A 24,975-nucleotide genomic window follows, 5' to 3' on the forward strand; every position below is an offset into this window, starting at 1 on the left:
CTTCGCGGCCGTACCGGCGGCCGCCTTGGCGCCTGCCTTCGGAGCGGTCCGCTTCGCCTTCTGCGCCGGGACGGCGCCCTTGGCGGCACCCGCCGCGGCCGGCAGGGCCTCGCCCAGGGCCTCCTTCGCCAGGCGCGAGCTGCGCATGCCGTAGAAGAAGTAGATCAGCAGGCCCAGGACCATCCAGGCGCCGAAGACCTTCCAGGTGATGGCGTCCAGGCTGAGCATCATGTAGACGCACATTCCGAAGCCCAGGACGGGGAAGATCAGGCCGAGCGGGATCTGCACCGAGCGGACGGTGATACGCACACCCGAAAGCGGTACACGGAAGCTGCGGTGCATGTCGGGGCGGGTGAAGCGCAGCACGATGACGGCGATGTTCACCAGGGCGAAGGCGAAGAGCGTGCCGATGCTGGTGGCGTCGGCGAGCTGGCCGAGCGGGACCGCGGCGGCCAGGACCCCGCAGAACAGCGAGACGATCAGGGTGTTCGCCAGCGGCACGCCCTTGCGGTTGACCTTGGCGAAGGCCTTGGGGACCAGACCGTCGCGGGACATCGCGAAGAGGATGCGGGTCTGTCCGTAGAGGACGGTCAGCACGACGCTGGCGATGGCGATGACGGCGCCGGCGGCGAGCAGCACGGCCCAGAAGCTCTGGCCGGTGACGTCCTCCATGATGCCGGCGAGCGCGGCCTCGGAGCCCTCGAACTCGCCCCACGGCATGGCGCCGATGGCGATCGCCGCGACCAGCACGTAGAGCGCCGTGACGATCAGCAGCGACAGCATGATCGCCTTGGGCAGGTCCTTCTTCGGGTCCTTGGCCTCCTCACCCGCGGTGGAGGCGGCGTCGAAGCCGATGTAGGAGAAGAACAGCGTGGCGCCGGCGGCGCTCACGCCACCGAGGCCGAGCGGCATGAACGGCGCGTAGTTGCCGGCGCGGATGCCGGTGAAGGCCACGGCGCAGAAGAGCAGCAGGGCCGCGATCTTCACGACCACCATGATGGTGTTGGCGCGGGCGCTCTCCTTGGCGCCGCCGATCAGGAAGGCCATGCACAGCAGCACGACGAGCAGGGCGGGCAGGTTGAAGATGCCGCCGTCGACGCCCGGCGGGTTGGCCAGGGCGTCGGGGATGGTGACGCCGACGGTCCCGTCGAGGAGCTCGTTGAGGTACTGGCCCCAGCCGACGGCCACGGCCGCGACGGAGACGCCGTACTCGAGGATCAGGCACCAGCCGCAGACCCAGGCGACGATCTCGCCCAGAGTGGCGTAGGCGTACGAGTACGAGGAGCCGGAGACCGGGATGGTGCCGGCCAGCTCCGCGTAGGACAGCGCCGAGAACAGCGCCGTGATGCCCGCGAGGACGAACGAGATCACAACCGCCGGGCCCGCGTCGGGCACGGCCTCGCCGAGGACGACGAAGATGCCGGTGCCCAGCGTGGCACCGATGCTGATCATGGTCAGCTGCCACATGCCGAGCGAGCGGCGCAGGCTGCCGCCCTCGCCCTGGCCGCCCTCGGCGACCAGGCGCTCGACGGGCTTGCGGCGCATCAGGCGGGCGCCGAAGCCGGCGGCGGGCGGCGGGGAGAGCCGCTTGCGACCGGTGGAGGGTGGCGCAGTGCCTTGGTCCAACACGGGGTTGCTCCGTTCATGACTGCCGGTCGGAAGCAGCGGCCCACGGCGGCCACCCAGGGCGCGCCGGCATGGCAGAGCAAACCCATAGCGAGGGGGTACCGCCGAGCAAGCGGTACCCGCCACTCCACGTTCTGCGCAGACCCTACGAGGTCAGGGCCCACGCTCGTAATGCACCATTCTTGCGTATGCCCGTTCGATCATTGCGTCCGGGGGCTCAGAACGGGTGATCGTTGCACGTCGCGTTATGAATCGGTACAGGAGCAGTAAAAAAGGGGCGCGACCCGGCGAACCGGATCGCGCCCCTTCAGGGCTGGTGCGACTACTGCCAGCTGGCGTGCAGCGGCTTGCCCTCGGCGTAACCGGCGGCGCTCTGGACGCCGACGACGGCCCGCTCGGCAAACTCCTCGAGGGAGCCGGCACCCGCGTAGGTGCAGGACGAACGGACACCCGCGATGATCGAGTCGATCAGGTCCTCGACGCCCGGGCGGGCCGGGTCGAGGAACATGCGCGAGGTGGAGATGCCCTCCTCGAACAGGCCCTTGCGCGCCCGGTCGTACGCGGACTCCTCGGAGGTGCGGTTCTGCACCGCACGGGCCGAGGCCATGCCGAAGGACTCCTTGTAGAAGCGCCCGTCGGCGGTCTGCTGCAGGTCACCGGGGGACTCGTAGGTACCGGCGAACCAGGAGCCGATCATGACGTTGGACGCACCGGCCGCCAGGGCCATGGCCACGTCGCGGGGGTGACGAACGCCACCGTCGGCCCACACGTGCTTGCCGTACTTCTTCGCCTCCGCGGCGCACTCGAGGACCGCGGAGAACTGCGGGCGGCCCACGCCGGTCATCATGCGGGTGGTGCACATGGCGCCCGGGCCCACACCGACCTTGATGATGTCCGCGCCGGCCTCGATGAGGTCGCGCACACCCTCGGCGGCGACGATGTTGCCGGCGACGATCGGGACCTGCGGGTCGAGCGCCCGGACGGCCTTGATCGCGCTGATCATCGACTCCTGGTGACCGTGCGCGGTGTCGATGACGAGCGTGTCCACGCCCGCGTCGAGCAGCTGCTTGGCCTTGGCCACGAAGTCACCGTTGATGCCGACGGCGGCGGCGATGCGCAGCTTGCCGTCCGCGTCGGTGGCGGGGGTGTACAGGGTCGCGCGCAGCGCGCCCTTGCGGGTGAGGATGCCGACCAGCTTGCCGTCCTTGTCGACGGCGGGCGCCAGCTTGCGGTGGGCGGCGTCGAGCTGGTTGAAGGCCTCGCGCGGGTCGATGTCGGCGTCCAGGAGCAGCAGCTCGGTGGACATGACCTCGGACAGCTGGGTGAAGCGGTCCACGCCGGTCAGGTCGTGCTCGGTGACGACGCCGACAGGGCGGTGGTCCGCGTCGACGACGACGCCGGCGCCGTGGGCCCGCTTGGGCAGCAGGGACAGCGCGTCGGCGACGGTCTGGGTCGGGGCGAGCACGATGGGGGTGTCGAGCACGTGGTGACGGCCCTTGACCCAGGAGATGACCTCGGTGACGACCTCGATCGGGATGTCCTGGGGAATGACGACGAGGCCACCGCGGCGGGCGACCGTCTCGGCCATGCGGCGGCCGGCGATGGCGGTCATGTTGGCGACCACGAGCGGAATGGTGGTACCCGTGTTGTCGGGCGAAGAAAGGTCCACTCCCTGTCGGGAGCCGACCGCCGAGCGGCTCGGCACCATGAACACATCGTCGTACGTCAGGTCGTACGCCGGCTTCTGGTCGTTAAGGAATCGCATACTGGCTCTCTCACCTGCGGTTTTGCGTACAGAGCGGGTGGGGAGTCAGCACCGAGCCAGCACCGGATCGGGCTGAGGTTCCTGGACCCATCATCCACGATCGCAAGCGATCCTGGCGAACCTGGCGCACATTCTGTGACATCGGCCAGCGGGTGGCGAGAAGCGCTTGTGGCTTCACCCAAGTGGTCCGTCCGGGCCGCGGCCGGGCAAACGCGACGGCGCCGGCCGCCCCGGGAAAGGGGTGGCCGGCGCCGTCGGCATGCGGCGGGGCTACGAGCCGTCCGGGTCGGCCCGGTCCAGCGCCGGGCGGGGGCCCGGGCCCGTCTCCAGCAGGAGGTAGTCGGCCGCCGCGGTGTCCGTGACCAGGCTGGTGACCAGCCCGGAGCGCAGCACCGCGCCGATCGCCGCCGCCTTGCGCAGCCCGCCGGCGATCGCGACGACCTCCGGTATGCGGCGCAGCCGGTCGGCTTCCACCGTGATGCAGCGTTCGCCCAGGTCACGGCCGATCCGGCGGCCCTCGGCGTCGAAGAGGTGCGCGGACATCTCGGCGGCCGCGCCGAGGGAGGCGTAGTGCTCGCGCTCCTGCGGGGTCAGCATGTCGTAGACGGTCGAGATGCCCGGCGCCCAGGAGCCGATCGAGACGGCGGCGACGGTGACCTTGTCGAAGTAGTCGAAGGCCCGGGCGATGCCGGTCTGGCCGCGCAGCGCGGCGGCCGTGGCCGTGTCGGGCAGCAGCATCGGGGCGTAGATCGGGTGGGCCTCGCCGCCGGAGACCTGGGCGGCCCGGCGCACGGCCTCCACCGAGCCGCGCTCGGCGGTGCCCGCGTCGTACACGCCGGTGAGCTGGACGACCGTGCAGGGCGGCAGCCGGTGCAGGGCCGCGGCCATGTGGATGGTGGAGCGGCCCCAGGCGAGGCCGAGCACGTCGCCCTCGTGGACCAGCTCGCCGAGCAGGTCGGCTGCCACCTCGCCGAGGTTCTCGGGATCGGGCGCGTCGTCGGCCGCGTCGGCCGGGGACTCCACGACGACCGCGTGGCGCAGGCCGTAGCGGGCGCGCAGCGCGTCGGAGCGCTCCGCGTCCAGCTCCGCCGGCACCCGGATCTCGATCCGCACCAGGTCGCGCTCCAGTGCCGTCTCCAGCACCCGGGCCACCTTGAAGCGGCTCACGCCGAACTCCTCGGCGATCTGGATCTTCGACTTGCCCTCGAGGTAGAAGCGGCGGGCCATCGCCGCCGCCTGCACCAGCTCGGCGGGCCCCATAGGCGTGGCTGAACGGCCCGTCGACACCCTGGTCTCCTCACTACTGTGTTCACGCTTGTGTGCAAGCTGTGGAGCTAATGACTCGACGTCATCCTGTCAGATGCGCCGCGTCTTGATCAGGCCTTGACCTTCGCCCTCAGCAATTCGGGCGAGCAGCGCCGGGACGCTCAGTGCGCGCAGGCCCAGGGCGCACGGGCGGTGGCCTGCTCCGCCTGCGCGCGCAGCGAGCGTACGGCCGCCGCCGGGTCGTCCGTACCGTAGACGGCCGATCCGGCCACGAACACGTCCGCGCCGGCCTCGGCGCAGCGCTCGATGGTGGAGGCCGAGACGCCGCCGTCGACCTGCAGCCACAGCTGCAGGTCGTGCCGCGAGATCAGCTCACGGGTCCGGCGGATCTTCGGCAGCATGATGTCCAGGAAGGCCTGGCCGCCGAAGCCGGGCTCGACGGTCATGATCAGCAGCATGTCCAGCTCGGGGAGCAGGTCCTCGAACGGCTCGATGGGGGTGGCGGGCTTGAGCGCCATGGACGCCCGCGCCCCCTTGGCCCTGATCTCCCGCGCCAGCCGCACCGGCGCCGCGGCGGCCTCCGCGTGGAAGGTCACCGAGCCGGCGCCCGCCTCGGCGTACTGCGGCGCCCAGCGGTCCGGGTCCTCGATCATGAGGTGGCAGTCCAGCGGGGTGTCGGTGGCCTTCGCCAGCGCCTCGACGATGGGTACGCCGAGCGTCAGGTTGGGCACGAAGTGATTGTCCATCACGTCGACGTGGAGCCAGTCGGCGCCCTTCACCGCCTGCGCCTCGTCGGCGAGGCGGGCGAAGTCCGCGGACAGGATGCTGGGGTTGATCTGCACGGCCATACCCCAAGCCTGCCATGCCGCGCCGGCGGCCTTGACCCGGGGCTTGTCGCGGCCGTGGTTCCGGCTGCCTCAGCCCGTGCGCCGCAGCAGCGCCAGATACATGGCGTCCGTGCCGTGCAGATGGGGCCAGAGCTGGACGTCGGGGCCGTCGCCGAGGCCGGGGACGCCCTGCATGAGGGGCCGTGCGTCGATCCACTCGGCGGACACCGCGGGGCCGCCGCGGCCCCGCAGGACGTCGTCGACGACGGCCCGGGTCTCCGCCGGGTGCGGGGAGCACGTGGCGTAGCCGACGACTCCGCCCACGCGCACGGCGCGCAGCGCCTCGCGCAGCAGGTCGCGCTGGAGCGGCGCGAAGCCGGCCACGTCCTCGGGCCGACGGCGCCAGCGGGCCTCGGGGCGGCGGCGCAGGGCGCCCAGGCCCGTGCACGGCACGTCCATCAGGACCCGGTCGAAGGTGCCCTCGCGCCACGGCGGGCGGGTGCCGTCGGCGGCGATGACCTGGTACGGGCCGGGGTTGCCGGCCAGGGCGCGCTCGACGAGGCGGGCGCGGTGCGGCTGCTTCTCGGAGGCCAGCAGGGCGGCGCCGCGCTGCGCGGCGAGCGCGCCCAGCAGGGCGGCCTTGCCGCCGGGGCCCGCGCAGCCGTCCAGCCAGCGCCCGTCCGGCCCCTCCAGCGGGGCCTCGGCCAGCGCCAGGGCGACGAGCTGGCTGCCCTCGTCCTGGACGCCCGCCCGGCCCTCGCGCACGGCGTCCAGCGCGCCGGGCTCGCCGCCCTCGGCGAGCCGTACTGCGTGCGGCGACCAGCGGCCGGGCAGGGCTGTGCTCTCACCGTCCCCCCCGACCGCGGCCAGCAGCTCCTCGGCGGTCGCGCGCCCGGGGCGCGCGACCAGGGTGACCTCGGGACGGTCGTTGTCCGCCTCGAGGAGGTCCTCGATGCCCGCCCGGGGGCCGCCGAGCGCGTCCCACAGCGCGGAGACGATCCAGCGCGGGTGGGAGTGGACGACGGCGAGGTGCTCCTCGGGGTCGTCGTCGTAGGGCGGGGCGACCTTCTCCAGCCAGCCGTCGAGGTCATGGGCCGTGATCTTCCGCAGCACGGCGTTGACGAACTTCGCCCGTCCGTCGCCCAGGACGACCCGCGCCAGCTCGACGCTGGCGGAGACCGCGGCGTGCGGCGGGATGCGCGTGCCGAGCAGCTGGTGCGCGCCCAGGCTCAGCACGTCGAGCACCGGCGGGTCGACCTCGCGCAGCGGCCGGTCGACGCAGGAGGCGATGATCGCGTCGTAGGTGCCCTGGCGGCGCAGCGTGCCGTAGACGAGCTCCGTGGCGAGGGCGGCGTCACGCGTGTCGAAGTCGCCCTTCTCGCGGGCCTTGCGCAGCAGCGGCGGCAGCACGAGGTTCGCGTAGGCGTCCCGTTCGTCGACGGCCCGCAGTGCCTCGAAGGCCAGGATCCGTACCGGGTCCTTCTGGGGCCGGCGGTACGGCTTGGCGGGGCGGCCGTTCTTGCGGCGAGACGCCTGATCGTTCACGAAAGGTGCTCCGGAGCTGGGGTGATGAAGGATTCCAGCCTACGCCCGTTACTTCTCGCCCAGCCGCTCGCCTGCGGTGATGCGCACACCGCGGGCCCAGTCGGCGGCCTGCATCGGCTTCTTGCCCTGCGGCTGGACCCACTGCAGCTGCACGCCGTGCGAGCCGGTGCCGACGTGGACGGAGTTCTTGGCCGCCGCGATCTCACCGGGGGCGAGGTCGGTGCGGTCGGGCGTCACGGCGAGGGACATGACCTTCAGCCGCTCGCCGCGGAACGTCGTCCAGGCGCCGGGGGCGGGGGCGCAGCCGCGTACGACGCGGTCGACGCGCAGGGCGGGGGCGGCCCAGTCGACGCGGGCGTCCTCGACGCTGATCTTCGGGGCGAGCGAGACGCCGTCGGCGGGCTGCGGCACGGCCCGCAGGGTGCCGTCCTCGATGCCGTCCATGGTGGCGGCCAGCAGCCCGGAGCCGGCGAAGGCGAGGCGGGTCAGCAGGTCGCCGCTGGTGTCGGTGGGGCGGACCTGCTCGGTGAGCACGCCGTAGACGGGCCCGGAGTCCAGGCCCTCCTCGATCAGGAAGGTGGAGGCGCCGGTCACCTCGTCGCCGGCGAGGATCGCGTGCTGCACGGGGGCGGCGCCGCGCCAGGCGGGCAGCAGGGAGAAGTGCAGGTTCACCCACCCGTGGGTGGGGATCTCCAGGGCGGCCTTGGGCAGCAGGGCGCCGTAGGCGACGACCGGGCAGCAGTCGGGGGCGATCTCGCGCAGCCGCGCGAGGAAGTCCTCGTCGCGCGGGCGGGCGGGCTTGAGCACCTCGATGCCCGCCTCCTCGGCGCGCTCGGCGACCGGGCTGGCGACCAGCCGGCGGCCGCGTCCGGCGGGCGCGTCGGGCCGGGTGACGACGGCGACGACCTCGTGGCGGTCCGAGGCGATCAGGGCGTCGAGGGCGGGTACGGCGACCTCGGGGGTACCGGCGAAGACGAGCCTCATGGGTGGCGGACTACCTCTCTCGTAGCGCTCTCACAGCGCTGGCGGGGCGCCGGGCGGAACGGCGCTCCAGTCTAGAGGCGCCCTCGACACAGGGGGCGTGCGGGCTGACGCGCGCCCCATTCCAGCGGATGTACGCCCCCATACCGTGACCCAGCGGCCCGTGGCGCGTTGGGTCAAGAGAGATTGACCGAAACGGGCTGCAACCACGGTCCGCTTTCCTTGCGTTGTTTACCGACCACCCGTCAACTCTCGTCCTCCTACGTCCCTTTAACCGCCGGTCCGAGAGGCTTGTTCATGCCCGACCACGCAACCCACGACGCCCAGGCACGGGCCAGCCTGCATCTCCTGGTCCGGGACATCGAGAGGGTCCGCCGTCAGGTGGACGCGCTGCGCACCCTCACCGCCCAGCTGGGCAACGTCTACCGTCCGCGCCGCACGGGCCCCTCGGCGGGCTTCGTCGTCTACGGCCGCGCCCCCGCGCCGACCGTCCGGCTGGCGCAGGAGCTGCGGGACAGCGTCGAGACGCTGGTCACGGCGGCGGTGGACTTCGACCGCTCGCTGGGCTTCTCGTGGGACGCGGTGGGTTCGGCGCTCGGCGTCACCAAGCAGGCGGTGCACCGCCGCTACGGCGCCCGCAGGGCGGGCGGCCAGAGCACCACCGAGACCGCCGAGCCGGTCCGTACGGCCGAGCCCACCCCGGTCCCCGTCGTCCCGGCCGCCCGCTCGGTCCCCGGCCAGCCGGTCGCCCACCGCGAGGAGCCCCGCGCCTCGGCCTTCCCGGGCCCCCGCAACGGCTGACCCACGGGGCCTCGGGCCCCACTGCACCGGCCCTGTGGGCGCACCCACCGGGCCGGGCCCGGTCCGGCACCACCGGTCACCTCGCGATGGGCTGAGCGCCGTCGCGGCGGGAAGGGGCCCCGGTCCCGCCCTTTCTCCCCCAGCTACCGCTGGGAGGTGCCCCCAGTTTCCTGGGGCCGCGCCCCAGCCCCCGGGGCCACCGATCACCCGATGTCCGGCGGGTCCATCCGCAGTCGTACCGGCTCGCCATCACGGCGGGCGAGCCGCACCGCCTGGGCGGCCTTGAGCGCGGCGGCCAGCGCCGCGCCCCGGCCCGGGCGGACCCGGACCAGCGCCCGCTCCCACCGCTCCCCCGGCGGCGGATCGCCGGCCCGGCGCGGGCGCCCGGGCAGGGGCGCGGGCAGCGGGACAGGGCCCAGCACCTCCGCCCCCTCCGGCAGCTCGGTCGTCGCGAGGAGCTCCGCCACCGCGTCCGGCGGACCGGAGACCGCCGCCATCCGGGACACCGGCGGAAAGCCCAGCTCCGCCCGGTCCGCGAGCTCGCGCATCGCGTGTCCGGCCGGGTCCCAGCGCACCAGCGCCTGTACCGGTCGCAGCGTCGGCTCGGCCACGACCACCACCGTGCCGCCCGCTTCCTGGCCCCGCACCAGCGCCGCCGCCGCCAGCCAGCGGCGCAGCGCCTCCTCGCCGGCCCGCAGGTCGGGGCGGCCCAGCAGGGCCCAGCCGTCCAGGAGCAGGGCCGCCGCGTAGCCGCCCTCGGCGACCGGTTCGGCGCCGGGGGTGGAGACGATCAGGGCGGGCCGGTCCGGGACGGTGTCCAGGACGTGGTCGCGGCCCGAGGTCCGTACGGGCACGGCCGGGAAGGCCCGGCCCAGCTCCTCCGCCGTGCGCCGCGCGCCGACGATCTGGGCCCGCAGCCGGAAGCCACCGCACTCGCCGCAGTGCCAGTCGCGGGCCTCCTGTCCGCACCACCCGCAGTGCAGCAGCCCGGCCTCGCCCCGCGCCTCCAGCGGCCCCGCACAGTGCGCACAGCGGGCGGGCTCGCGGCACCGCTCGCAGGCCAGCCGCGGTACGTAGCCGCGGCGCGGCACCTGCACCAGCACGGGCCCGTGCCTGAGGCCCTCGCGGGCCACCTCCCAGGCGACGGTGGGCAGCCGGGCGGCGCGGGCGGCGGCGTCGCGCGCCTCGTCGGCCTCACCGACCGTGCGGACCCGCGGCGCCGCGGCCCGCAGCCGCTCCCGGCCGGCGGCCAGCGGCAGGGCCCAGCCGGTGTCCACCAGCTGCGCCGCCTCCACCGTGCAGCCGAAGCCGCCGAGCAGGAACGCCGCCTTCTCGTGCGCCGCCCGCAGCAGCAGCACCTCACGGGCGTGCGGCTGCGGAGCGTGCGGCTCGCTGTGGCTGGAGTCGCCGTCGTCCCAGATCGCGGCGAGGCCCAGGTCCCGTACGGGCGCGAACATCGCGGCCCGGGTGCCGACCACGGCCCGCACCGAGCCCCGGCTGACCGCCAGCCAGCGGCGGTAGCGCTCCTCCGGCCCGGTGTCGGCGGTCAGCAGCACATGCCGGCCCGGGCCGAGCAGCGCGCCGAGCGCGGCGTCGACGCGGGCGGCGGCCCGGCCGTCGGGCACCACGATCAGCGCGCCGCGCCCCGAGGCCAGGGCGGCCGCCGCGGCGCGGGCCAGCTCCGCCGGCCAGTGCGGGCCGGGCAGCGCGCTCCACACCGCGCGCGGGGAGTCGCCCCGGGCGACGGCGTCGAGATAGGCCGGCCCCGTCGGATACCGCGCCCAGCTGCCCGGCTCGGGCACCGGCGGCGCCGACAGGGGCGCGGGCGAGGGCTCGCCCTCGATACGGGCGTGCCTCGGCGGCACGGCCAGCTGCAGCACGTCGGCGAGCGAGCCGGCGTACCGGTCGGCCACGGCACGGCACAGCCCCAGCAGCGGCGGGCTCAGCACGGGCTCGGGCGACAGCACCTGGGCGATGGCGGCCAGCGGCCCCTGGTAGTCGGACTCGGCCACCCGCTCCACGATGAAGCCGTCGAGCAGGCCGCCGCCCTCCCGGCGTCCGCCCCGCACATTGCGGGTGCCCGCCCCGAAGCGCACCCGCACCCGCGTCCCGGGCCGGGCGTCGGCGTCGAGCTCGGCGGGCACGGCGTAGTCCCAGAGCCGGTCGAGGTGGACCGGGCCCTTGTCCACCAGCACGCGCGCGACGGGCAGCTCCTTGGCCAGCTCGGCGCCCCGCCACGTCCGCGGCTTGGCCCGCGGCACCTTGGCCTTGCGCACCGTCTCGCGAATGAACGCGAGCTGCTCCGCCTGCTCCCCCGCGGGCTCCGCCCCGGGTCCCCCGTTCTCGCTGCTCACGGCTCCAGTCCTACCAGAGGGCACTGACATGCCCGGGATCAGGAGCACGACGGCCCCGGACCGACGTGTCGGTCCGGGGCCGTGTTCCGTGCGGAGGGTCCTACAGACCCGCGGCCTTCTTCAGCGCGTCCACGCGGTCCGTGCGCTCCCACGTGAAGTCGGGGAGCTCACGGCCGAAGTGACCGTACGCGGCGGTCTGCGCGTAGATCGGGCGGAGCAGGTCGAGGTCGCGGATGATCGCGGCCGGGCGGAGGTCGAAGACCTCGGCGATGGCGTTCTCGATCTTCTCGGTGTCGACCGTGTTGGTACCGAAGGTCTCGACGAACAGACCCACCGGCTCGGCCTTGCCGATCGCGTAGGCGACCTGGACCTCGCAGCGGGCAGCCAGCCCCGCCGCGACGACGTTCTTGGCGACCCAGCGCATCGCGTACGCGGCCGAGCGGTCGACCTTGGACGGGTCCTTGCCCGAGAAGGCGCCGCCACCGTGGCGAGCCATGCCGCCGTAGGTGTCGATGATGATCTTGCGGCCGGTGAGGCCGGCGTCGCCCATGGGGCCGCCGATCTCGAAGCGGCCGGTGGGGTTCACCAGGAGGCGGTAGCCCTCGGTGTCCAGCTTGATGCCGTCCTCGACGAGCTCCTTGAGGACGTGCTCGACGACGAACTCGCGGATGTCGGGCGCCAGCAGCGAGTCCAGGTCGATGTCCGAGGCGTGCTGCGAGGAGACGACCACGGTGTCCAGGCGCACGGCCTTGTTGCCGTCGTACTCGATGGTGACCTGGGTCTTGCCGTCGGGGCGCAGGTAGGGGATGGTCCCGTTCTTGCGGACCTCCGACAGGCGGCGGGAGAGCCGGTGCGCCAGGTGGATCGGCAGCGGCATGAGCTCGGGCGTCTCGTCGCAGGCGTAGCCGAACATCAGGCCCTGGTCGCCGGCGCCCTGCTTGTCGAGCTCGTCCTCGTCACCCTCGACACGGTTCTCGTACGCGGTGTCGACACCCTGGGCGATGTCCGGGGACTGCGCGCCGATGGAGACCGAGACACCGCAGGAAGCGCCGTCGAAGCCCTTCTTGGACGAGTCGTAGCCGATCTCGAGGATCTTGTTGCGCACGAGCGAGGCGATCGGCGCGTAGGCCTTCGTGGTCACCTCGCCGGCGACGTGCACCAGGCCGGTGGTGATGAGGGTCTCGACGGCGACGCGGGAGGTCGGGTCCTCCTTGAGGAGGGCGTCGAGAATGGAGTCGCTGATCTGGTCAGCGATCTTGTCGGGGTGCCCCTCGGTCACGGACTCCGAGGTGAAAAGGCGACGGGACACAATGCTCCCTGGGGTTGCAGCGGCTGCTGGCTGATCATTTGAAGGACCCGGCCGAGAGCTGCGCTCGACGCGGATCCGGATGCCAGTTTATCCGGCCTTCCCCGGCTCCGGACATCCCGTCCCTCATCACCGAGCGGTTGAACTGTGACACCCGCCACTCCGACCGCTTTATTCCCGCCCGCGGCGCCTCAGGCGAAGCGCCTGGTCACCAGGGACCAGACGGTGTCCGCGAGGGCCTCCTTGGGGCCGTACGGGACCGGTACCTCGGTGCCGTCGGAGGCGAGGACCACCGCCTCGTTCTCCTCCGAACCGAAGGTCTTGCGCTCCCCCACCTCGTTGACGACCAGCAGGTCACAGCCCTTGCGGGCGAGCTTGGCGCGGCCGTTGGCGAGCACGTCGTCGGTCTCGGCGGCGAAGCCGACGACGACCTGGCCGGGGCGGGGGCGCCCGGCGGAGAGCTCGGCGAGGACGTCGGGGTTGCGGACCAGGGCGACGGGCTCGGGCTCCTCGCCGTCCCGCTTCTTGATCTTGCCCTCGGCGTAGTGCGCGGGGCGGAAATCCGCCACGGCGGCGGCCATCACCACGGCGTCGGCGTCCGTCGCGGCCTTGAGCACCGCTTCCCGCAGCTGTACCGCCGTCCCCACGTGCACGACGTCGACGCCGGCGGGGTCGGGAAGTTCGCTGTTGGCGGAGACGAGGGTGACGCGGGCCCCGCGCGCGACGGCGGTCCGGGCCAGGGCGTAGCCCTGCTTGCCGGAGGAGCGGTTGCCGAGGTAGCGGACCGGGTCCAGGGGCTCCCGCGTGCCGCCGGCGCTCACCACGACGTGCCGGCCGGCCAGGTCGGCGACCTGGGAGGCGGCGCCGCGCGCCAGCACCCGGCGGCAGACCTCGAAGACCTCGCCCGGCTCGGGGAAGCGGCCCTTGCCGGTGTCGACGCCGGTCAGCCGGCCGACGGCGGGCTCGATGACGATCGCACCGCGGCGGCGCAGCGTCGCCACGTTCTCCTGGGTGGCGGCGTTCTCCCACATCTCGGTGTGCATGGCCGGGGCGAAGACGACCGGGCAGCGGGCCGTGAGGAGCGTGTTGGTCAGCAGGTCGTCGGCGAGGCCGTGAGCGGCCTTGGCCAGCATGTCGGCGGTGGCGGGGGCCACGACGACGAGGTCGGCCTGCTGGCCGATCCGTACGTGCGGCACCTCGTGCACGCTCTCCCACACCTGGGTGACGGCGGGGTGGCCGGAAAGCGCGGACCAGGTCGCCTCACCGACGAAGTGCAGGGCCGAGGCGGTCGGCACCACCCGGACGTCGTGCCCCGACTCGGTGAGGCGGCGCAGCAGCTCGCACGCCTTGTAGGCGGCGATCCCGCCGCTGACCCCCAGGACGACCTTGGGCTTCTCCATCGCTCGCTTCTCCCCGCGCTCTCGTCCGTACGTGCGAACCGTACAGGCCCATGACACACCACGGGCCCGGCAGTCGCTCCCCCGGCCGGAACGCCGGGTGGAGCCCCTGCCGGGCCCGTGGTGTCACATACCGAAAAATTCAGCGCTTACTGCGCCGGGGCCTCGACGGCCTCGGAGGTCAGCAGGCCCGCGTTGATCTCGCGGAGCGCAATGGAGAGCGGCTTCTCGTGGACGTGGGTGTCCACCAGCGGACCGACGTACTCCAGCAGGCCCTCGCCGAGCTGCGAGTAGTACGCGTTGATCTGGCGAGCGCGCTTGGCGGCGTAGATCACCAGGCTGTACTTCGAGTCGGTCGCCTCGAGCAGCTCATCAATCGGCGGGTTGATGATGCCCTCGGGCGCGGTGATGGAAGAGGACACTCTCTGCCTTCCGAAGGGGGGTGAAGAAAGATGTTCAGCGAAGCAAGGCTAGCAGCTCGCGTGCGACGTCCTCGACGGAGGTGTTGACCAGCGTGGTGTCGAACTCGGCCTCTGCGGCGAGCTCGACCTTCGCGGCGGCCAGCCGGCGCTCGATGACCTCGGGCGACTCGGTCCCCCGGCCGGTGAGCCGGCGGACCAGCTCGTCCCAGCTGGGCGGCGCGAGGAAGACCAGCTGGGCCTCCGGCATGGTCTCGCGGACCTGCCGGGCGCCCTGGAGGTCGATCTCCAGCAGGACCGGCTCGCCCGCCTCCAGGCGGTCGAGCACGGCCTTGCGGGGCGTGCCGTAGCGGTTGCCCGCGAATTCGGCCCACTCCAGCAGTTCACCGTTGGCGATGAGCTTGTCGAACTGCTCGTCGTCGACGAAGAAGTACTGGACGCCCTCCTGCTCGCCGGGGCGCGGCTTGCGGGTGGTCGCGGAGACCGAGAGCCACACCTCGGGGTGGGCCTTGCGCATATGGGCGACGACCGTGCTCTTGCCGACCCCGGAGGGGCCGGAGAGCACGGTCAGCCGCGGTTGTCTGGCCGGGGGTACGGGGGACGTCCCCCGGGAGACTGCAGTACTCATGCAGCGATTATCCCGGTTCCGGGGAGTGCCTGGGAACGCGGGACCCGCCGCCGGGTGGCGGTCAGGCCGCCTTGTTGCCGAACTCTCGCTCGAGAGAGGCGATCTGGTTGGAGCCGAGACCGCGCACGCGGCGGCTCTCGGAGATGCCGAGCCGCTCCATGATCTGCTTGGCGCGGACCTTGCCCACACCGGGCAGGCTCTCCAGGAGGGCGCTGACCTTCATCTTGCCGATGACATCGTTCTTCTGGCCCTGCTGAATGACCTCGTGCAGCGAGGCGCCGGAGTGCTTGAGTCGATTCTTGACCTCGGCGCGCTCCCGGCGAGCCGCGGCGGCCTTTTCGAGCGCGGCTGCGCGCTGTTCAGGGGTAAGGGGCGGAAGAGCCACGCCTACGTCACCTCGGATGTCGAACTGTCGGATAAGGACCGGTGAGGAACCTAGTCGGCCCACACCTGGGGAGCAACGAGCAACGCGCTTGCTCGTTCGCTCTCGTCGGAGACTAGCGGCCGATCCCGCTCCAGTCAGCGAGAACAGACGAAAAGTCCTGGTCAGACTCGCTCGACCAGGACTTTTCCGGACATAATGACCGACAAATTTCTTGGTTTCCCGGCTTTTGGCGTTAAGCCGACCCCCGAAGTCCCCACGGCCTCCGCGCGGGAGGGGTCAGCCCGCCACCGCCTGCCGCACCTCGTCCGCGAAACGCTCGGCGCTGCGGCGCAGGGCCGCCACGTCCGGACCGTGCCGCAGCACGCCGCGGCTGACGTTCGGGACGACGTTGCCCACGGCGGAACCGAAGACCTTCGGCAGGTCGGCGGCCGTGGCGCCCTGGGCGCCGATGCCGGGGGCAAGCAGCGGGCCGCCGATGGCCAGATCCACACCCGCCGCACCGAGGCTCTCCCCCAGCGTCGCGCCGACGACCGCGCCGTACGAGCCCATCGGGGCCGCACCGGCGTTCTCGGCCTTCAGGTGGTTCAGCATCGTCGCCGCGACGCTCGCGCCGTCGGCCCGCACCGCGTGCTGCACCTCCGCGCCCTCGGGGTTCGAGGTGAGGGCGAGGACGAAGACGCCCGTGCCGCTCTCGCGCGCCAGGTCCAGCGCCGGGCGCAGCGAGCCGTAGCCGAGGTAGGGGCTGACGGTGACCGCGTCCGAGAACAGCGGCGAGGCAGGGTCCAGGTAGGTCGCGGCGTACGCGGCCATGGTGGAGCCGATGTCGCCGCGCTTGGCGTCCATCAGCACCAGCGCACCGGCGGCGCGCGAGTCGGCGACGGCCTGCTCCAGGACGGCGATGCCGCGCGAGCCGAACCGCTCGAAGAACGCGGACTGCGGCTTGAGCACGGCGACCCGGTCGGCCAGCGCCTCCACGACGGTGCGCGTGAAGCGCTCCAGGCCCGCGATGTCGTCGGACAGGCCCCAGTCGGCGAGCAGCGCGGCGTGCGGGTCGATGCCCACGCACAGCGGACCGCGCTCGTCCATGGCGCGGCGCAGGCGGGCGCCGAAGGGCTCCTGGGAGGACTGCTGCGTCTGGGTCACTTCGCTTCTCCGGAGATGCGGGCACGGGTGGCGGCGCCGACCGCCTCGGCGAGGGTGGTGTAGGGGCTGGCGGCCAGGCGCTCGGCGAGGCCCTTGTGGATCGCCCGGCACCAGAACGGGCCCTCGTAGATGAAGGCGCTGTAGCCCTGGACCAGCGTGGCGCCGGCCAGGATGCGCTCCCAGGCGTCGTCGGCGGTCTCGATGCCGCCGACCCCGACCAGGGTGATCCGGTCGCCCACACGGGCGTACAGGCGGGCGAGGACCTCCAGGGAGCGCTCCTTGAGGGGGGCGCCGGACAGGCCGCCCGCGCCGATGGCCTCCACGGTGCGCTTGGGGGTCTTCAGGCCCAGGCCGTCGCGGGCGATGGTGGTGTTGGTGGCGATGATGCCGTCCAGGCCCAGCTCGACGGCGAGGTCGGCGACGGCGTCGATGTCCTCGTCGGCCAGGTCGGGAGCGATCTTCACCAGCAGCGGCACGCGGCGCGAGGTGACGGTGCGGTCGGCGGCCTCGCGGACGGCGCTCAGCAGCGGGCGCAGCGCCTCGGTGGCCTGGAGGTTGCGCAGGCCGGGCGTGTTCGGGGAGGAGACGTTGACGACGAGGTAGTCGGCGTGGGCGGCCAGGCGCTCGGTGGAGGTGACGTAGTCGGCGACGGCCTCGGCCTCCGGTACGACCTTGGTCTTGCCGATGTTGACGCCCACGGTGGTCCGGAAGACCTCCTTGCGGGCCGCCAGGCGCTCCGCCACGGCCGCGGAGCCGTCGTTGTTGAAGCCCATGCGGTTGATGAGCGCGCGGTCGGCCACGAGGCGGAAGAGGCGCTTCTTGGGGTTGCCGGGCTGGGGCTGGGCGGTGACCGTGCCGATCTCGACGTGGTCGAAGCCGAGCATGGCCATGCCGTCGATGGCGACGGCGTTCTTGTCGAAGCCGGCGGCGAGGCCGAAGGGTCCGTGCATGCGCAGGCCGAGGGCCTCGGTGCGCAGCGCGGTGTGGCGCGGGGCGAGGACGGCCGCGACGAAGGTGCGCAGGACGGGGACGCGGGCGGCCAGGCGGATCCAGCGGAAGGCCACGTGATGGGCGTTCTCGGGGTCCATGCGCTTGAAGATCAGGTCGAAGAAGAGACGGTACATTTCCAGCCTTCTGAGCGAGGGAGCGGGGCGAGGGGGCTCAAGAAGAGGGGGACACCTCGTGGTGTCCCCCTCCGTGAGCCCTACGCCTCGCGCGCGGCGGTCAGATGTTCCGCGTGCTCCTGCAAGGAGCGCACGCCCACCTCACCCCGGGTCAGCGCGTCGATGCCCTGCACGGCGGCGGCGAGCGCCTGGACCGTGGTCAGGCACGGGACCGCCCGGGCGACGGCGGCGGTACGGATCTCGTAGCCGTCGAGGCGGCCGCCGGTGCCGTACGGGGTGTTGACGATCAGGTCGACCTGGCCGTCGTGGATGAGCTGGACGATGGTCTTCTCGCCGTTGGGGCCCTCGCCCTCGCTCTGCTTGCGCACGGCGGTGGCGTTGATGCCGTTGCGCCGCAGGACCTCGGCGGTGCCGGAGGTGGCGAGCAGCTCGAAGCCGTGGGCGACCAGCTCGCGGGCCGGGAAGATCATCGAGCGCTTGTCCCGGTTGGCGACGGAGACGAACGCCCGGCCCTTGGTGGGCAGTGCGCCGTACGCGCCGGCCTGCGACTTGGCGTAGGCCGTGCCGAAGACGGAGTCGATGCCCATGACCTCGCCCGTGGAGCGCATCTCCGGGCCGAGGACGGTGTCCACGCCGCGGCCGTGGATGTCGCGGAAGCGCGACCACGGCATCACGGCCTCCTTGACGGAGATCGGCGCGTCCAGCGGCAGGGTGCCGCCGTCGCCCTCCTTGGGCAGCATGCCCTCCGCGCGCAGCTCGGCGACGGTCGCGCCCAGCGAGATGCGGGCGGCGGCCTTGGCCAGCGGCACGGCGGTCGCCTTGGAGGTGAAGGGGACCGTGCGGGAGGCGCGCGGGTTGGCCTCCAGGACGTAGAGGATGTCCCCGGCCATGGCGAACTGGATGTTGATCAGGCCGCGCACGCCGACGCCCTTGGCGATGGCCTCGGTGGAGGCCCGCAGGCGCTTGATGTCGAAGCCGCCGAGGGTGATCGGGGGCAGCGCGCAGGCGGAGTCGCCGGAGTGGATGCCGGCCTCCTCGATGTGCTCCATGACGCCGCCGAGGTAGAGCTCGTGGCCGTCGTAGAGCGCGTCGACGTCGATCTCGATGGCGTCGTCGAGGAAGCGGTCGATGAGCACGGGGTGCTCGGAGATCAGGCCCGCGTGCCGCTCGAGGTAGCCGGCCAGGGAGGGCTCGTCGTAGACGATCTCCATGCCGCGGCCGCCCAGGACGTAGGAGGGGCGGACCATGACGGGGTAGCCGATGCCCGCCGCGATGCCCTTGGCCTCGTCGAAGGAGTAGGCGGTGCCGTACTTGGGCGCGGGCAGCCCGGCCTCGGTCAGGACGCGGCCGAAGGCGCCGCGCTCCTCGGCGAGGTCGATGGACTCGGGCGAGGTGCCGACGATCGGCACGCCGTTGTCCTTGAGCGCCTGGGCCAGGCCGAGGGGGGTCTGGCCGCCCAGCTGGACGATGACGCCCGCGACGGGACCGGCGAGGGTCTCCGCGTGGACGATCTCCAGGACGTCCTCCAGGGTGAGCGGCTCGAAGTAGAGCCGGTCGGAGGTGTCGTAGTCGGTGGAGACGGTCTCGGGGTTGCAGTTGACCATCACGGTCTCGTAGCCCGCGTCGCTGAGCGCGAAGGAGGCGTGGACGCAGGAGTAGTCGAACTCGATGCCCTGGCCGATGCGGTTCGGGCCGGAGCCCAGGATGATGACCGCGGGCTTCTCGCGCGGGGCGACCTCGGACTCCTCGTCGTAGGAGGAGTAGAAGTACGGCGTCTTCGCGGCGAACTCGGCTGCGCAGGTGTCGACCGTCTTGTAGACCGGGCGGACGCCGAGGGCGTGGCGGACCTCGCGGACGACGTCCTCGCGCAGGCCGCGGATCGCGGCGATCTGGGCGTCGGAGAAGCCGTGGCGCTTGGCCTCGGCCAGCAGCTCGGGGTCGAGCTTCTCGGCGGCGGCCAGCCCGTCCGCGATCTCCTTGATCAGGAACAGCTGGTCGACGAACCAGGGGTCGATCTTCGTGGCGTCGAAGACCTCCTGGGCGGTGGCGCCGGCGCGGATGGCCGCCATGACCGTGTTGATGCGGCCGTCGGTGGGCACGACGGCCTTCTCCAGCAGCTCGGCCTTGTCGCCGACCGGGCCGGTGAAGTCGAACTGCGAGCCCTTCTTCTCCAGCGAGCGCAGCGCCTTCTGCAGCGCCTCGGTGAAGTTGCGGCCGATCGCCATGGCCTCGCCCACCGACTTCATGGTGGTGGTGAGGGTGGCGTCGGCGGCCGGGAACTTTTCGAAGGCGAAGCGGGGCGCCTTGACCACGACGTAGTCGAGCGTGGGCTCGAAGGACGCCGGGGTCTTCTCGGTGATGTCGTTGGGGATCTCGTCGAGGGTGTAGCCGACGGCGAGACGCGCCGCGATCTTGGCGATCGGGAAGCCGGTCGCCTTGGACGCCAGCGCGGAGGAGCGCGAGACGCGGGGGTTCATCTCGATGACGATGACCCGGCCGTCGTCGGGGTTGACGGCGAACTGGATGTTGCAGCCGCCGGTGTCGACGCCGACCTCGCGGATGATCGCGATGCCGACGTCCCGCAGGATCTGGTACTCGCGGTCGGTCAGCGTCATCGCCGGGGCGACGGTGATGGAGTCGCCGGTGTGCACGCCCATCGGGTCGAAGTTCTCGATGGAGCAGACGACCACGACGTTGTCGTGCTTGTCGCGCATCAGCTCCAGCTCGTACTCCTTCCAGCCGAGGATGGACTCCTCCAGGAGCACCTCGGTGGTCGGGGAGAGCGTCAGGCCCTGGCCGGCGATGCGGCGCAGCTCGTCCTCGTCGTGGGCGAAGCCGGAGCCGGCGCCGCCCATGGTGAAGGAGGGGCGGACGACGACGGGGTAGCCGCCGAGCGTCTCGACGCCCGCGATGACCTCGTCCATGGTGTGGCAGATGACCGAGCGGGCGGACTCGCCGTGGCCGATCTTGGCGCGGACGGCCTCGACGACGCCCTTGAACAGGTCGCGGTCCTCGCCCTTGTGGATCGCCTCGACGTTGGCTCCGATGAGCTCCACGCCGTACTTCTCCAGCACGCCGTTCTCGTGCATGGAGATGGCGGTGTTGAGCGCGGTCTGGCCGCCGAGGGTGGGCAGGAGCGCGTCGGGGCGCTCCTTGGCGATGATCTTCTCGACGAACTCGGGGGTGATCGGCTCGACGTACGTGGCGTCGGCGATCTCCGGGTCGGTCATGATCGTGGCCGGGTTGGAGTTGACGAGGATGACCCGCAGGCCCTCGGACTTCAGCACCCGGCAGGCCTGGGTCCCGGAGTAGTCGAACTCTGCTGCCTGGCCGATGACGATCGGGCCGGAGCCGATGACCAGGACGGACTGGATATCGGTGCGCTTAGGCACGCTGGCCCTCCATGAGCGAGACGAAGCGGTCGAACAGGTACGCGGCGTCGTGCGGGCCCGCGGCCGCCTCGGGGTGGTACTGGACGCTGAACGCCGGCTGGTCGAGCAGCTGGAGGCCCTCGACCACGTCGTCGTTCAGACAGACGTGGGAGACCTCCACCCGGCCGTAGGGCGTGTCGGTCGCCGCGTCGAGCGGGGCGTCGACGGCGAAGCCGTGGTTGTGCGCGGTGACCTCGACCTTGCCGGTCGTGCGGTCCTGCACGGGCTGGTTGATGCCGCGGTGGCCGTACTTCAGCTTGTAGGTGCCGAAGCCGAGGGCGCGGCCGAGGATCTGGTTGCCGAAGCAGATGCCGAAGAGCGGCGTCTTGCGGGAGAGGACCTCGCGCATCACCGAGACGGGGTGGTCGGCGGTGGCCGGGTCGCCGGGGCCGTTGGAGAAGAACACTCCGTCGGGCTCGACCGCGTAGACGTCCTCGGCGGTGGCGGTGGCGGGCAGGACGTGCACCTCGATGCCGCGCTCGGCCATGCGGTGCGGGGTCATGCCCTTGATGCCCAGGTCGACCGCCGCGACGGTGAAGCGCTTCTCACCGATCGCGGGGACGACGTAGGCCTCCTTGGTGGCGACCTCGGCGGAGAGGTCGGCGCCCTTCATCTCGGGGGCCCGGCGGACCTCGGCGAGCATGGCGGCGTCGTCGCCCAGGGCGTCGCCCGAGAAGATGCCGACGCGCATGGCGCCGCGCTCGCGCAGGTGGCGGGTGAGCGCGCGGGTGTCGATGCCGCTGATGCCGACGACGCCCTGGCGGGCGAGCTCCTCGTCCAGGGACCGGCGCGAGCGCCAGTTGGACGGGATACGGGCGGGGTCGCGCACGACGTAGCCGGCGACCCAGATGCGGCCGGACTCGGGGTCCTCGTCGTTGACGCCGGTGTTGCCGACGTGCGGGGCCGTCATGACGACGACCTGGCGGTGGTACGAGGGGTCGGTCAGCGTCTCCTGGTAGCCGGTCATGCCGGTGGAGAACACGGCCTCGCCGAAGGTCGCCCCCACGGCCCCGTAGGCACGGCCGCGGAACGTACGGCCGTCCTCCAGGACGAGTACGGCGGGGACCTTGCCGGTCCCCTGGGTGGAGGTCGTCATCGTGCGCCTTCCGTGTCGTGGTTCAGGTGGTGCTGGGTGGTCAGTGCCTCGGTCCAGGCCGAGTGCTCCGCCGCCCGGTCGGAGCGGAAGCCGGAGTCGATCAGCTTCTCGCCGTGCTGCCAGGTGATCACGAGCAGGCCGCCCTCGGCGAGGACCTTGCCCGCGATGCCCTTGTCGAGGCGGGCGCCGCGCAGGGCGGCGGCGGGAATGAAGAAGTCCCGGGCGCCGGGCCGTACGACGGCCACGCCCTGCTCCGTCAGGGTGAGCTCGGCCCGGCTGCGGGTGCCGAGGCCGTGCGCGACGATGCGGTCGAGCCACTGCCCGGCGGTGGTCGAGCCGTGGTAGCGGCCGCTCATCGTCAGGGTGGGCTCGCCCGGCTCGGCGGGGGCGGCGGGCAGCTCGGGCAGGTCGCCCTGGAGCGTGCCGCGCCACTTCCAGCCCTCGCGCATCAGCCAGTACAGCAGGGCGACGAAGAGCAGCAGCCCGACGACCCAGCCGATGCGCGCGGCCCAGTCCGTGACGTCGGCAGACTTCTGCTCGGCCGCCAGATTGATCAGTGCAGATGTCACGCGAGTTTCCCGTCCACGACCGTTGCCCGGCCCCGCAGGAAGGTGTGGGTGACGCGACCCGGCAGCTCACGGCCCTCGTAGGGGGTGTTGCGGCTGCGGGAGGCGAAGCCCGCGGGGTCCACGACACCACGGTAAGCGGAGTCGAGCAGGGTGAGGTTGGCGGGCTCCCCGGCGGCGATGGGCCGTCCGTGGCCGGCGAGGCGGCCGATGGCGGCGGGGCGGAAGGACATGCGCTCCGCCACCTGGGCCCAGTCCAGCAGGCCGGTCTCCACCATCGTGTGCTGGACGACGGACAGGGCGGTCTCCAGGCCCACCATGCCCATGGCCGCCGCGCCCCACTCGCAGTCCTTGTCCTCGTGCGGGTGCGGGGCGTGGTCGGTGGCGACGATGTCGATCGTGCCGTCGGCGAGGGCCTCGCGCAGGGCCATGACGTCGCGCTCGGTGCGCAGCGGCGGGTTGACCTTGTAGACCGGGTTGTACGAGCGGACCAGCTCGTCGGTCAGGAGCAGGTGGTGCGGGGTGACCTCGGCGGTCACGTCGATGCCGCGGGACTTGGCCCAGCGGACGATCTCGACCGAGCCGGCCGTGGAGAGGTGGCAGATGTGCACGCGCGAGCCGACGTGCTCGGCGAGCAGCACATCGCGGGCGATGATCGACTCCTCGGCGACGGCGGGCCAGCCGCCCAGGCCGAGCTCGGCGGAGACGATGCCCTCGTTCATCTGGGCGCCCTCGGTCAGGCGCGGCTCCTGGGCGTGCTGGGCGACGACGCCGTCGAAGGCCTTCACGTACTCCAGGGCGCGGCGCATGATCACCGCGTCGTCGACGCACTTGCCGTCGTCGGAGAAGACCCGCACCCCGGCGGCCGACTCGTGCATCGCGCCGAGCTCGGCGAGCTTCTTGCCCTCCAGGCCGACGGTGACGGCGCCGATGGGCTGCACGTCGCAGTAGCCGGACTCCTTGCCCAGGCGCCAGACCTGCTCGACGACGCCGGCGGTGTCGGCGACGGGGAAGGTGTTGGCCATGGCGAAGACGGCCGTGAAGCCGCCGCTGGCCGCGGCGCGGGTGCCGGTGAGGACGGTCTCGGAGTCCTCGCGGCCGGGCTCGCGCAGGTGGGTGTGGAGGTCGACCAGGCCGGGCAGCAGGATCTTGCCGTCGGCCTCGACGACCTGGGCACCCTCGGCGCTCAGGCCCCCACCGCCCGGTAGGGCGATGTCAGACGGGGTCACCTCGGCGATGGTCTCGCCGTCGATCAGGACGTCCTGCGGCTCGCCGCCGAGGACCTTCGCACCACGGATCAGGATCTTGGTCATGGTTACTTGCTCTCCTCGGTACGGGCGGAGTTCGTGACGGCGGGCTCGGAGCCGCCGAGCAGCAGGTAGAGGACGGCCATGCGGATCGAGACGCCGTTGGCGACCTGCTCCACCGCGGTGCAGCGGTCGGAGTCGGCGACCTCGGCCGTGATCTCCATGCCCCGGTTCATCGGGCCGGGGTGCATGACGATGGCGTCCTGCGGCATCCGGGCCATGCGGTCGCCGTCGAGCCCGTAGCGGCGGGCGTACTCGCGCTCGGTGGGGAAGAAGGCGGCGTTCATGCGCTCGCGCTGGACGCGGAGCATCATCACCGCGTCGGACTTCGGCAGCACGCTGTCGAGGTCGTAGGAGACCTCACACGGCCAGGTCTCGACGCCGATCGGCACCAGCGTGGGCGGGGCGACCAGGGTGACCTCGGCGCCGAGCGTGTGCAGCAGGTGCACGTTGGAGCGGGCCACCCGGCTGTGCAGCACGTCGCCGACGATCGTGATCCGGCGGCCGGCCAGGTCCCGGCCGAGACCCGCGTCCCGGCCGACGAGCCGGCGGCGCATGGTGAAGGCGTCCAGCAGGGCCTGGGTGGGGTGCTCGTGGGTGCCGTCGCCGGCGTTGACGACGGCCCCGTCGATCCAGCCGGAGTTCGCCAGCCGGTAGGGGGCGCCGGAGGCGTGGTGGCGGATGACGACCGCGTCGGCGCCCATGGCCTCCAGGGTCAGGGCGGTGTCCTTGAGCGACTCGCCCTTGGAGACCGAGGAGCCCTTGGCGGAGAAGTTGATGACGTCGGCGGAGAGCCGCTTGGCGGCGGCCTCGAAGGAGATGCGGGTGCGCGTCGAGTCCTCGAAGAAGAGGTTGACGACGGTGCGGCCGCGCAGGGTGGGCAGCTTCTTGATCGGCCGGTCCGCGACCCGGGCCATCTCCTCGGCGGTGTCGAGGATCAGGACGGCGTCGTCGCGCGTGAGGTCGGCGGCCGAGATGAGGTGGCGCTTCATCCGGTTGCTCCGTGGT

At 72.5% G+C, this 24,975-nt stretch carries 19 protein-coding genes and 1 pseudogene; 1 reads left to right on the forward strand and 19 read right to left on the reverse strand.

Translation table 11 applies throughout. The annotated features are described in order from the left end of the window. Nucleotides 1–126: 126 nt before the first annotated feature. From ACIGXW_RS28310 to fmt, 6 genes and pseudogenes are all read right to left on the reverse strand, one after another. Nucleotides 127–1,629 (reverse strand): annotated as a pseudogene (locus tag ACIGXW_RS28310) (amino acid permease); the annotation flags it as partial. Between the two features lie 319 nt (nt 1,630–1,948). After that, a complete protein-coding gene (locus tag ACIGXW_RS28315) occupies nt 1,949–3,391 on the reverse strand; it encodes a GuaB1 family IMP dehydrogenase-related protein (RefSeq protein WP_399575572.1) in 1,443 nt (480 codons plus the stop codon). Between the two features lie 270 nt (nt 3,392–3,661). Further along, a complete protein-coding gene (locus tag ACIGXW_RS28320) occupies nt 3,662–4,651 on the reverse strand; it encodes a sugar-binding domain-containing protein (RefSeq protein ID WP_360912525.1) in 990 nt (329 codons plus the stop codon). 167 nt (nt 4,652–4,818) lie between these two features. Beyond that, nucleotides 4,819–5,505 carry a ribulose-phosphate 3-epimerase gene (rpe, locus tag ACIGXW_RS28325; RefSeq protein WP_071966175.1) on the reverse strand — a complete coding sequence of 229 codons (687 nt, stop codon included), beginning with the start codon at nt 5,503–5,505 and terminating at the stop codon, nt 4,819–4,821. Nucleotides 5,506–5,574: 69 nt separating this feature from the next. Next, nucleotides 5,575–7,029: an RsmB/NOP family class I SAM-dependent RNA methyltransferase gene (locus ACIGXW_RS28330; RefSeq protein WP_399575574.1), complete on the reverse strand. Its 1,455-nt coding sequence runs from the start codon at nt 7,027–7,029 to the stop codon at nt 5,575–5,577. Between the two features lie 48 nt (nt 7,030–7,077). After that, nucleotides 7,078–8,013 carry a methionyl-tRNA formyltransferase gene (gene fmt / locus ACIGXW_RS28335; protein WP_399575576.1) on the reverse strand — a complete coding sequence of 312 codons (936 nt, stop codon included), beginning with the start codon at nt 8,011–8,013 and terminating at the stop codon, nt 7,078–7,080. 294 nt (nt 8,014–8,307) lie between these two features. On the opposite strand from fmt, the gene ACIGXW_RS28340 reads away from it, so the two are divergent. Next, nucleotides 8,308–8,811, forward strand: a complete 504-nt coding sequence (locus ACIGXW_RS28340) for a hypothetical protein (RefSeq protein WP_071966178.1) — start codon at nt 8,308–8,310, stop codon at nt 8,809–8,811. Nucleotides 8,812–9,014: 203 nt separating this feature from the next. On the opposite strand, the gene ACIGXW_RS28345 is transcribed toward ACIGXW_RS28340, so the two are convergent. From ACIGXW_RS28345 to ACIGXW_RS28405, 13 genes are all read right to left on the reverse strand, one after another. Next, the gene (locus ACIGXW_RS28345; RefSeq protein WP_399575578.1) at nt 9,015–11,165 is read right to left on the reverse strand and encodes a primosomal protein N'; all 2,151 of its coding nucleotides are present in this window, start codon (nt 11,163–11,165) and stop codon (nt 9,015–9,017) included. A 100-nt stretch (nt 11,166–11,265) separates the two neighbouring features. Beyond that, nucleotides 11,266–12,474, reverse strand: coding sequence for a methionine adenosyltransferase (gene metK / locus ACIGXW_RS28350; RefSeq protein ID WP_071966180.1), 1,209 nt, complete (start codon nt 12,472–12,474; stop codon nt 11,266–11,268). Between the two features lie 188 nt (nt 12,475–12,662). Continuing rightward, complete coding sequence (coaBC, locus tag ACIGXW_RS28355) at nt 12,663–13,871, reverse strand: bifunctional phosphopantothenoylcysteine decarboxylase/phosphopantothenate--cysteine ligase CoaBC (RefSeq protein WP_399575580.1); 1,209 nt, start codon at nt 13,869–13,871, stop codon at nt 12,663–12,665. Between the two features lie 146 nt (nt 13,872–14,017). Continuing rightward, nucleotides 14,018–14,290, reverse strand: a complete 273-nt coding sequence (gene rpoZ, locus ACIGXW_RS28360; RefSeq protein ID WP_030360466.1) for a DNA-directed RNA polymerase subunit omega — start codon at nt 14,288–14,290, stop codon at nt 14,018–14,020. A 34-nt stretch (nt 14,291–14,324) separates the two neighbouring features. Beyond that, a complete protein-coding gene (gene gmk, locus ACIGXW_RS28365; RefSeq protein ID WP_360912509.1) occupies nt 14,325–14,915 on the reverse strand; it encodes a guanylate kinase in 591 nt (196 codons plus the stop codon). A gap of 61 nt (nt 14,916–14,976) precedes the next feature. Further along, nucleotides 14,977–15,300, reverse strand: coding sequence for an integration host factor (locus ACIGXW_RS28370; protein ID WP_071966183.1), 324 nt, complete (start codon nt 15,298–15,300; stop codon nt 14,977–14,979). A 276-nt stretch (nt 15,301–15,576) separates the two neighbouring features. Further along, on the reverse strand, nt 15,577–16,443 hold the full coding sequence (gene pyrF / locus ACIGXW_RS28375; protein ID WP_399575581.1) for an orotidine-5'-phosphate decarboxylase: 867 nt from the start codon (nt 16,441–16,443) through the stop codon (nt 15,577–15,579). Beyond that, nucleotides 16,440–17,567, reverse strand: a complete 1,128-nt coding sequence (locus ACIGXW_RS28380) for a quinone-dependent dihydroorotate dehydrogenase (protein WP_399575583.1) — start codon at nt 17,565–17,567, stop codon at nt 16,440–16,442. The genes pyrF and ACIGXW_RS28380 overlap by 4 nt, the downstream gene beginning before the upstream one ends. Before the next feature lie 80 nt (nt 17,568–17,647). Continuing rightward, complete coding sequence (gene carB / locus ACIGXW_RS28385) at nt 17,648–20,959, reverse strand: carbamoyl-phosphate synthase large subunit (protein ID WP_399575585.1); 3,312 nt, start codon at nt 20,957–20,959, stop codon at nt 17,648–17,650. Then, the gene (gene carA, locus ACIGXW_RS28390) at nt 20,952–22,094 is read right to left on the reverse strand and encodes a glutamine-hydrolyzing carbamoyl-phosphate synthase small subunit (RefSeq protein ID WP_399575586.1); all 1,143 of its coding nucleotides are present in this window, start codon (nt 22,092–22,094) and stop codon (nt 20,952–20,954) included. The genes carB and carA overlap by 8 nt, the downstream gene beginning before the upstream one ends. Then, entirely contained in the window at nt 22,091–22,663 is a 573-nt protein-coding gene (locus tag ACIGXW_RS28395; RefSeq protein WP_071966187.1) for a hypothetical protein, read from the reverse strand. Before ACIGXW_RS28395 ends, carA begins: the two co-directional genes overlap by 4 nt. Then, entirely contained in the window at nt 22,660–23,973 is a 1,314-nt protein-coding gene (locus ACIGXW_RS28400; protein ID WP_399575588.1) for a dihydroorotase, read from the reverse strand. Before ACIGXW_RS28400 ends, ACIGXW_RS28395 begins: the two co-directional genes overlap by 4 nt. Before the next feature lie 2 nt (nt 23,974–23,975). Further along, entirely contained in the window at nt 23,976–24,959 is a 984-nt protein-coding gene (locus ACIGXW_RS28405) for an aspartate carbamoyltransferase catalytic subunit (RefSeq protein ID WP_399575589.1), read from the reverse strand. Between the last annotated feature and the right edge of the window lie 16 nt (nt 24,960–24,975).

This window comes from Streptomyces sp. NPDC053079 (assembly GCF_044546695.1).
In the GTDB taxonomy this organism is placed as follows: Bacteria; Actinomycetota; Actinomycetes; order Streptomycetales; family Streptomycetaceae; genus Streptomyces.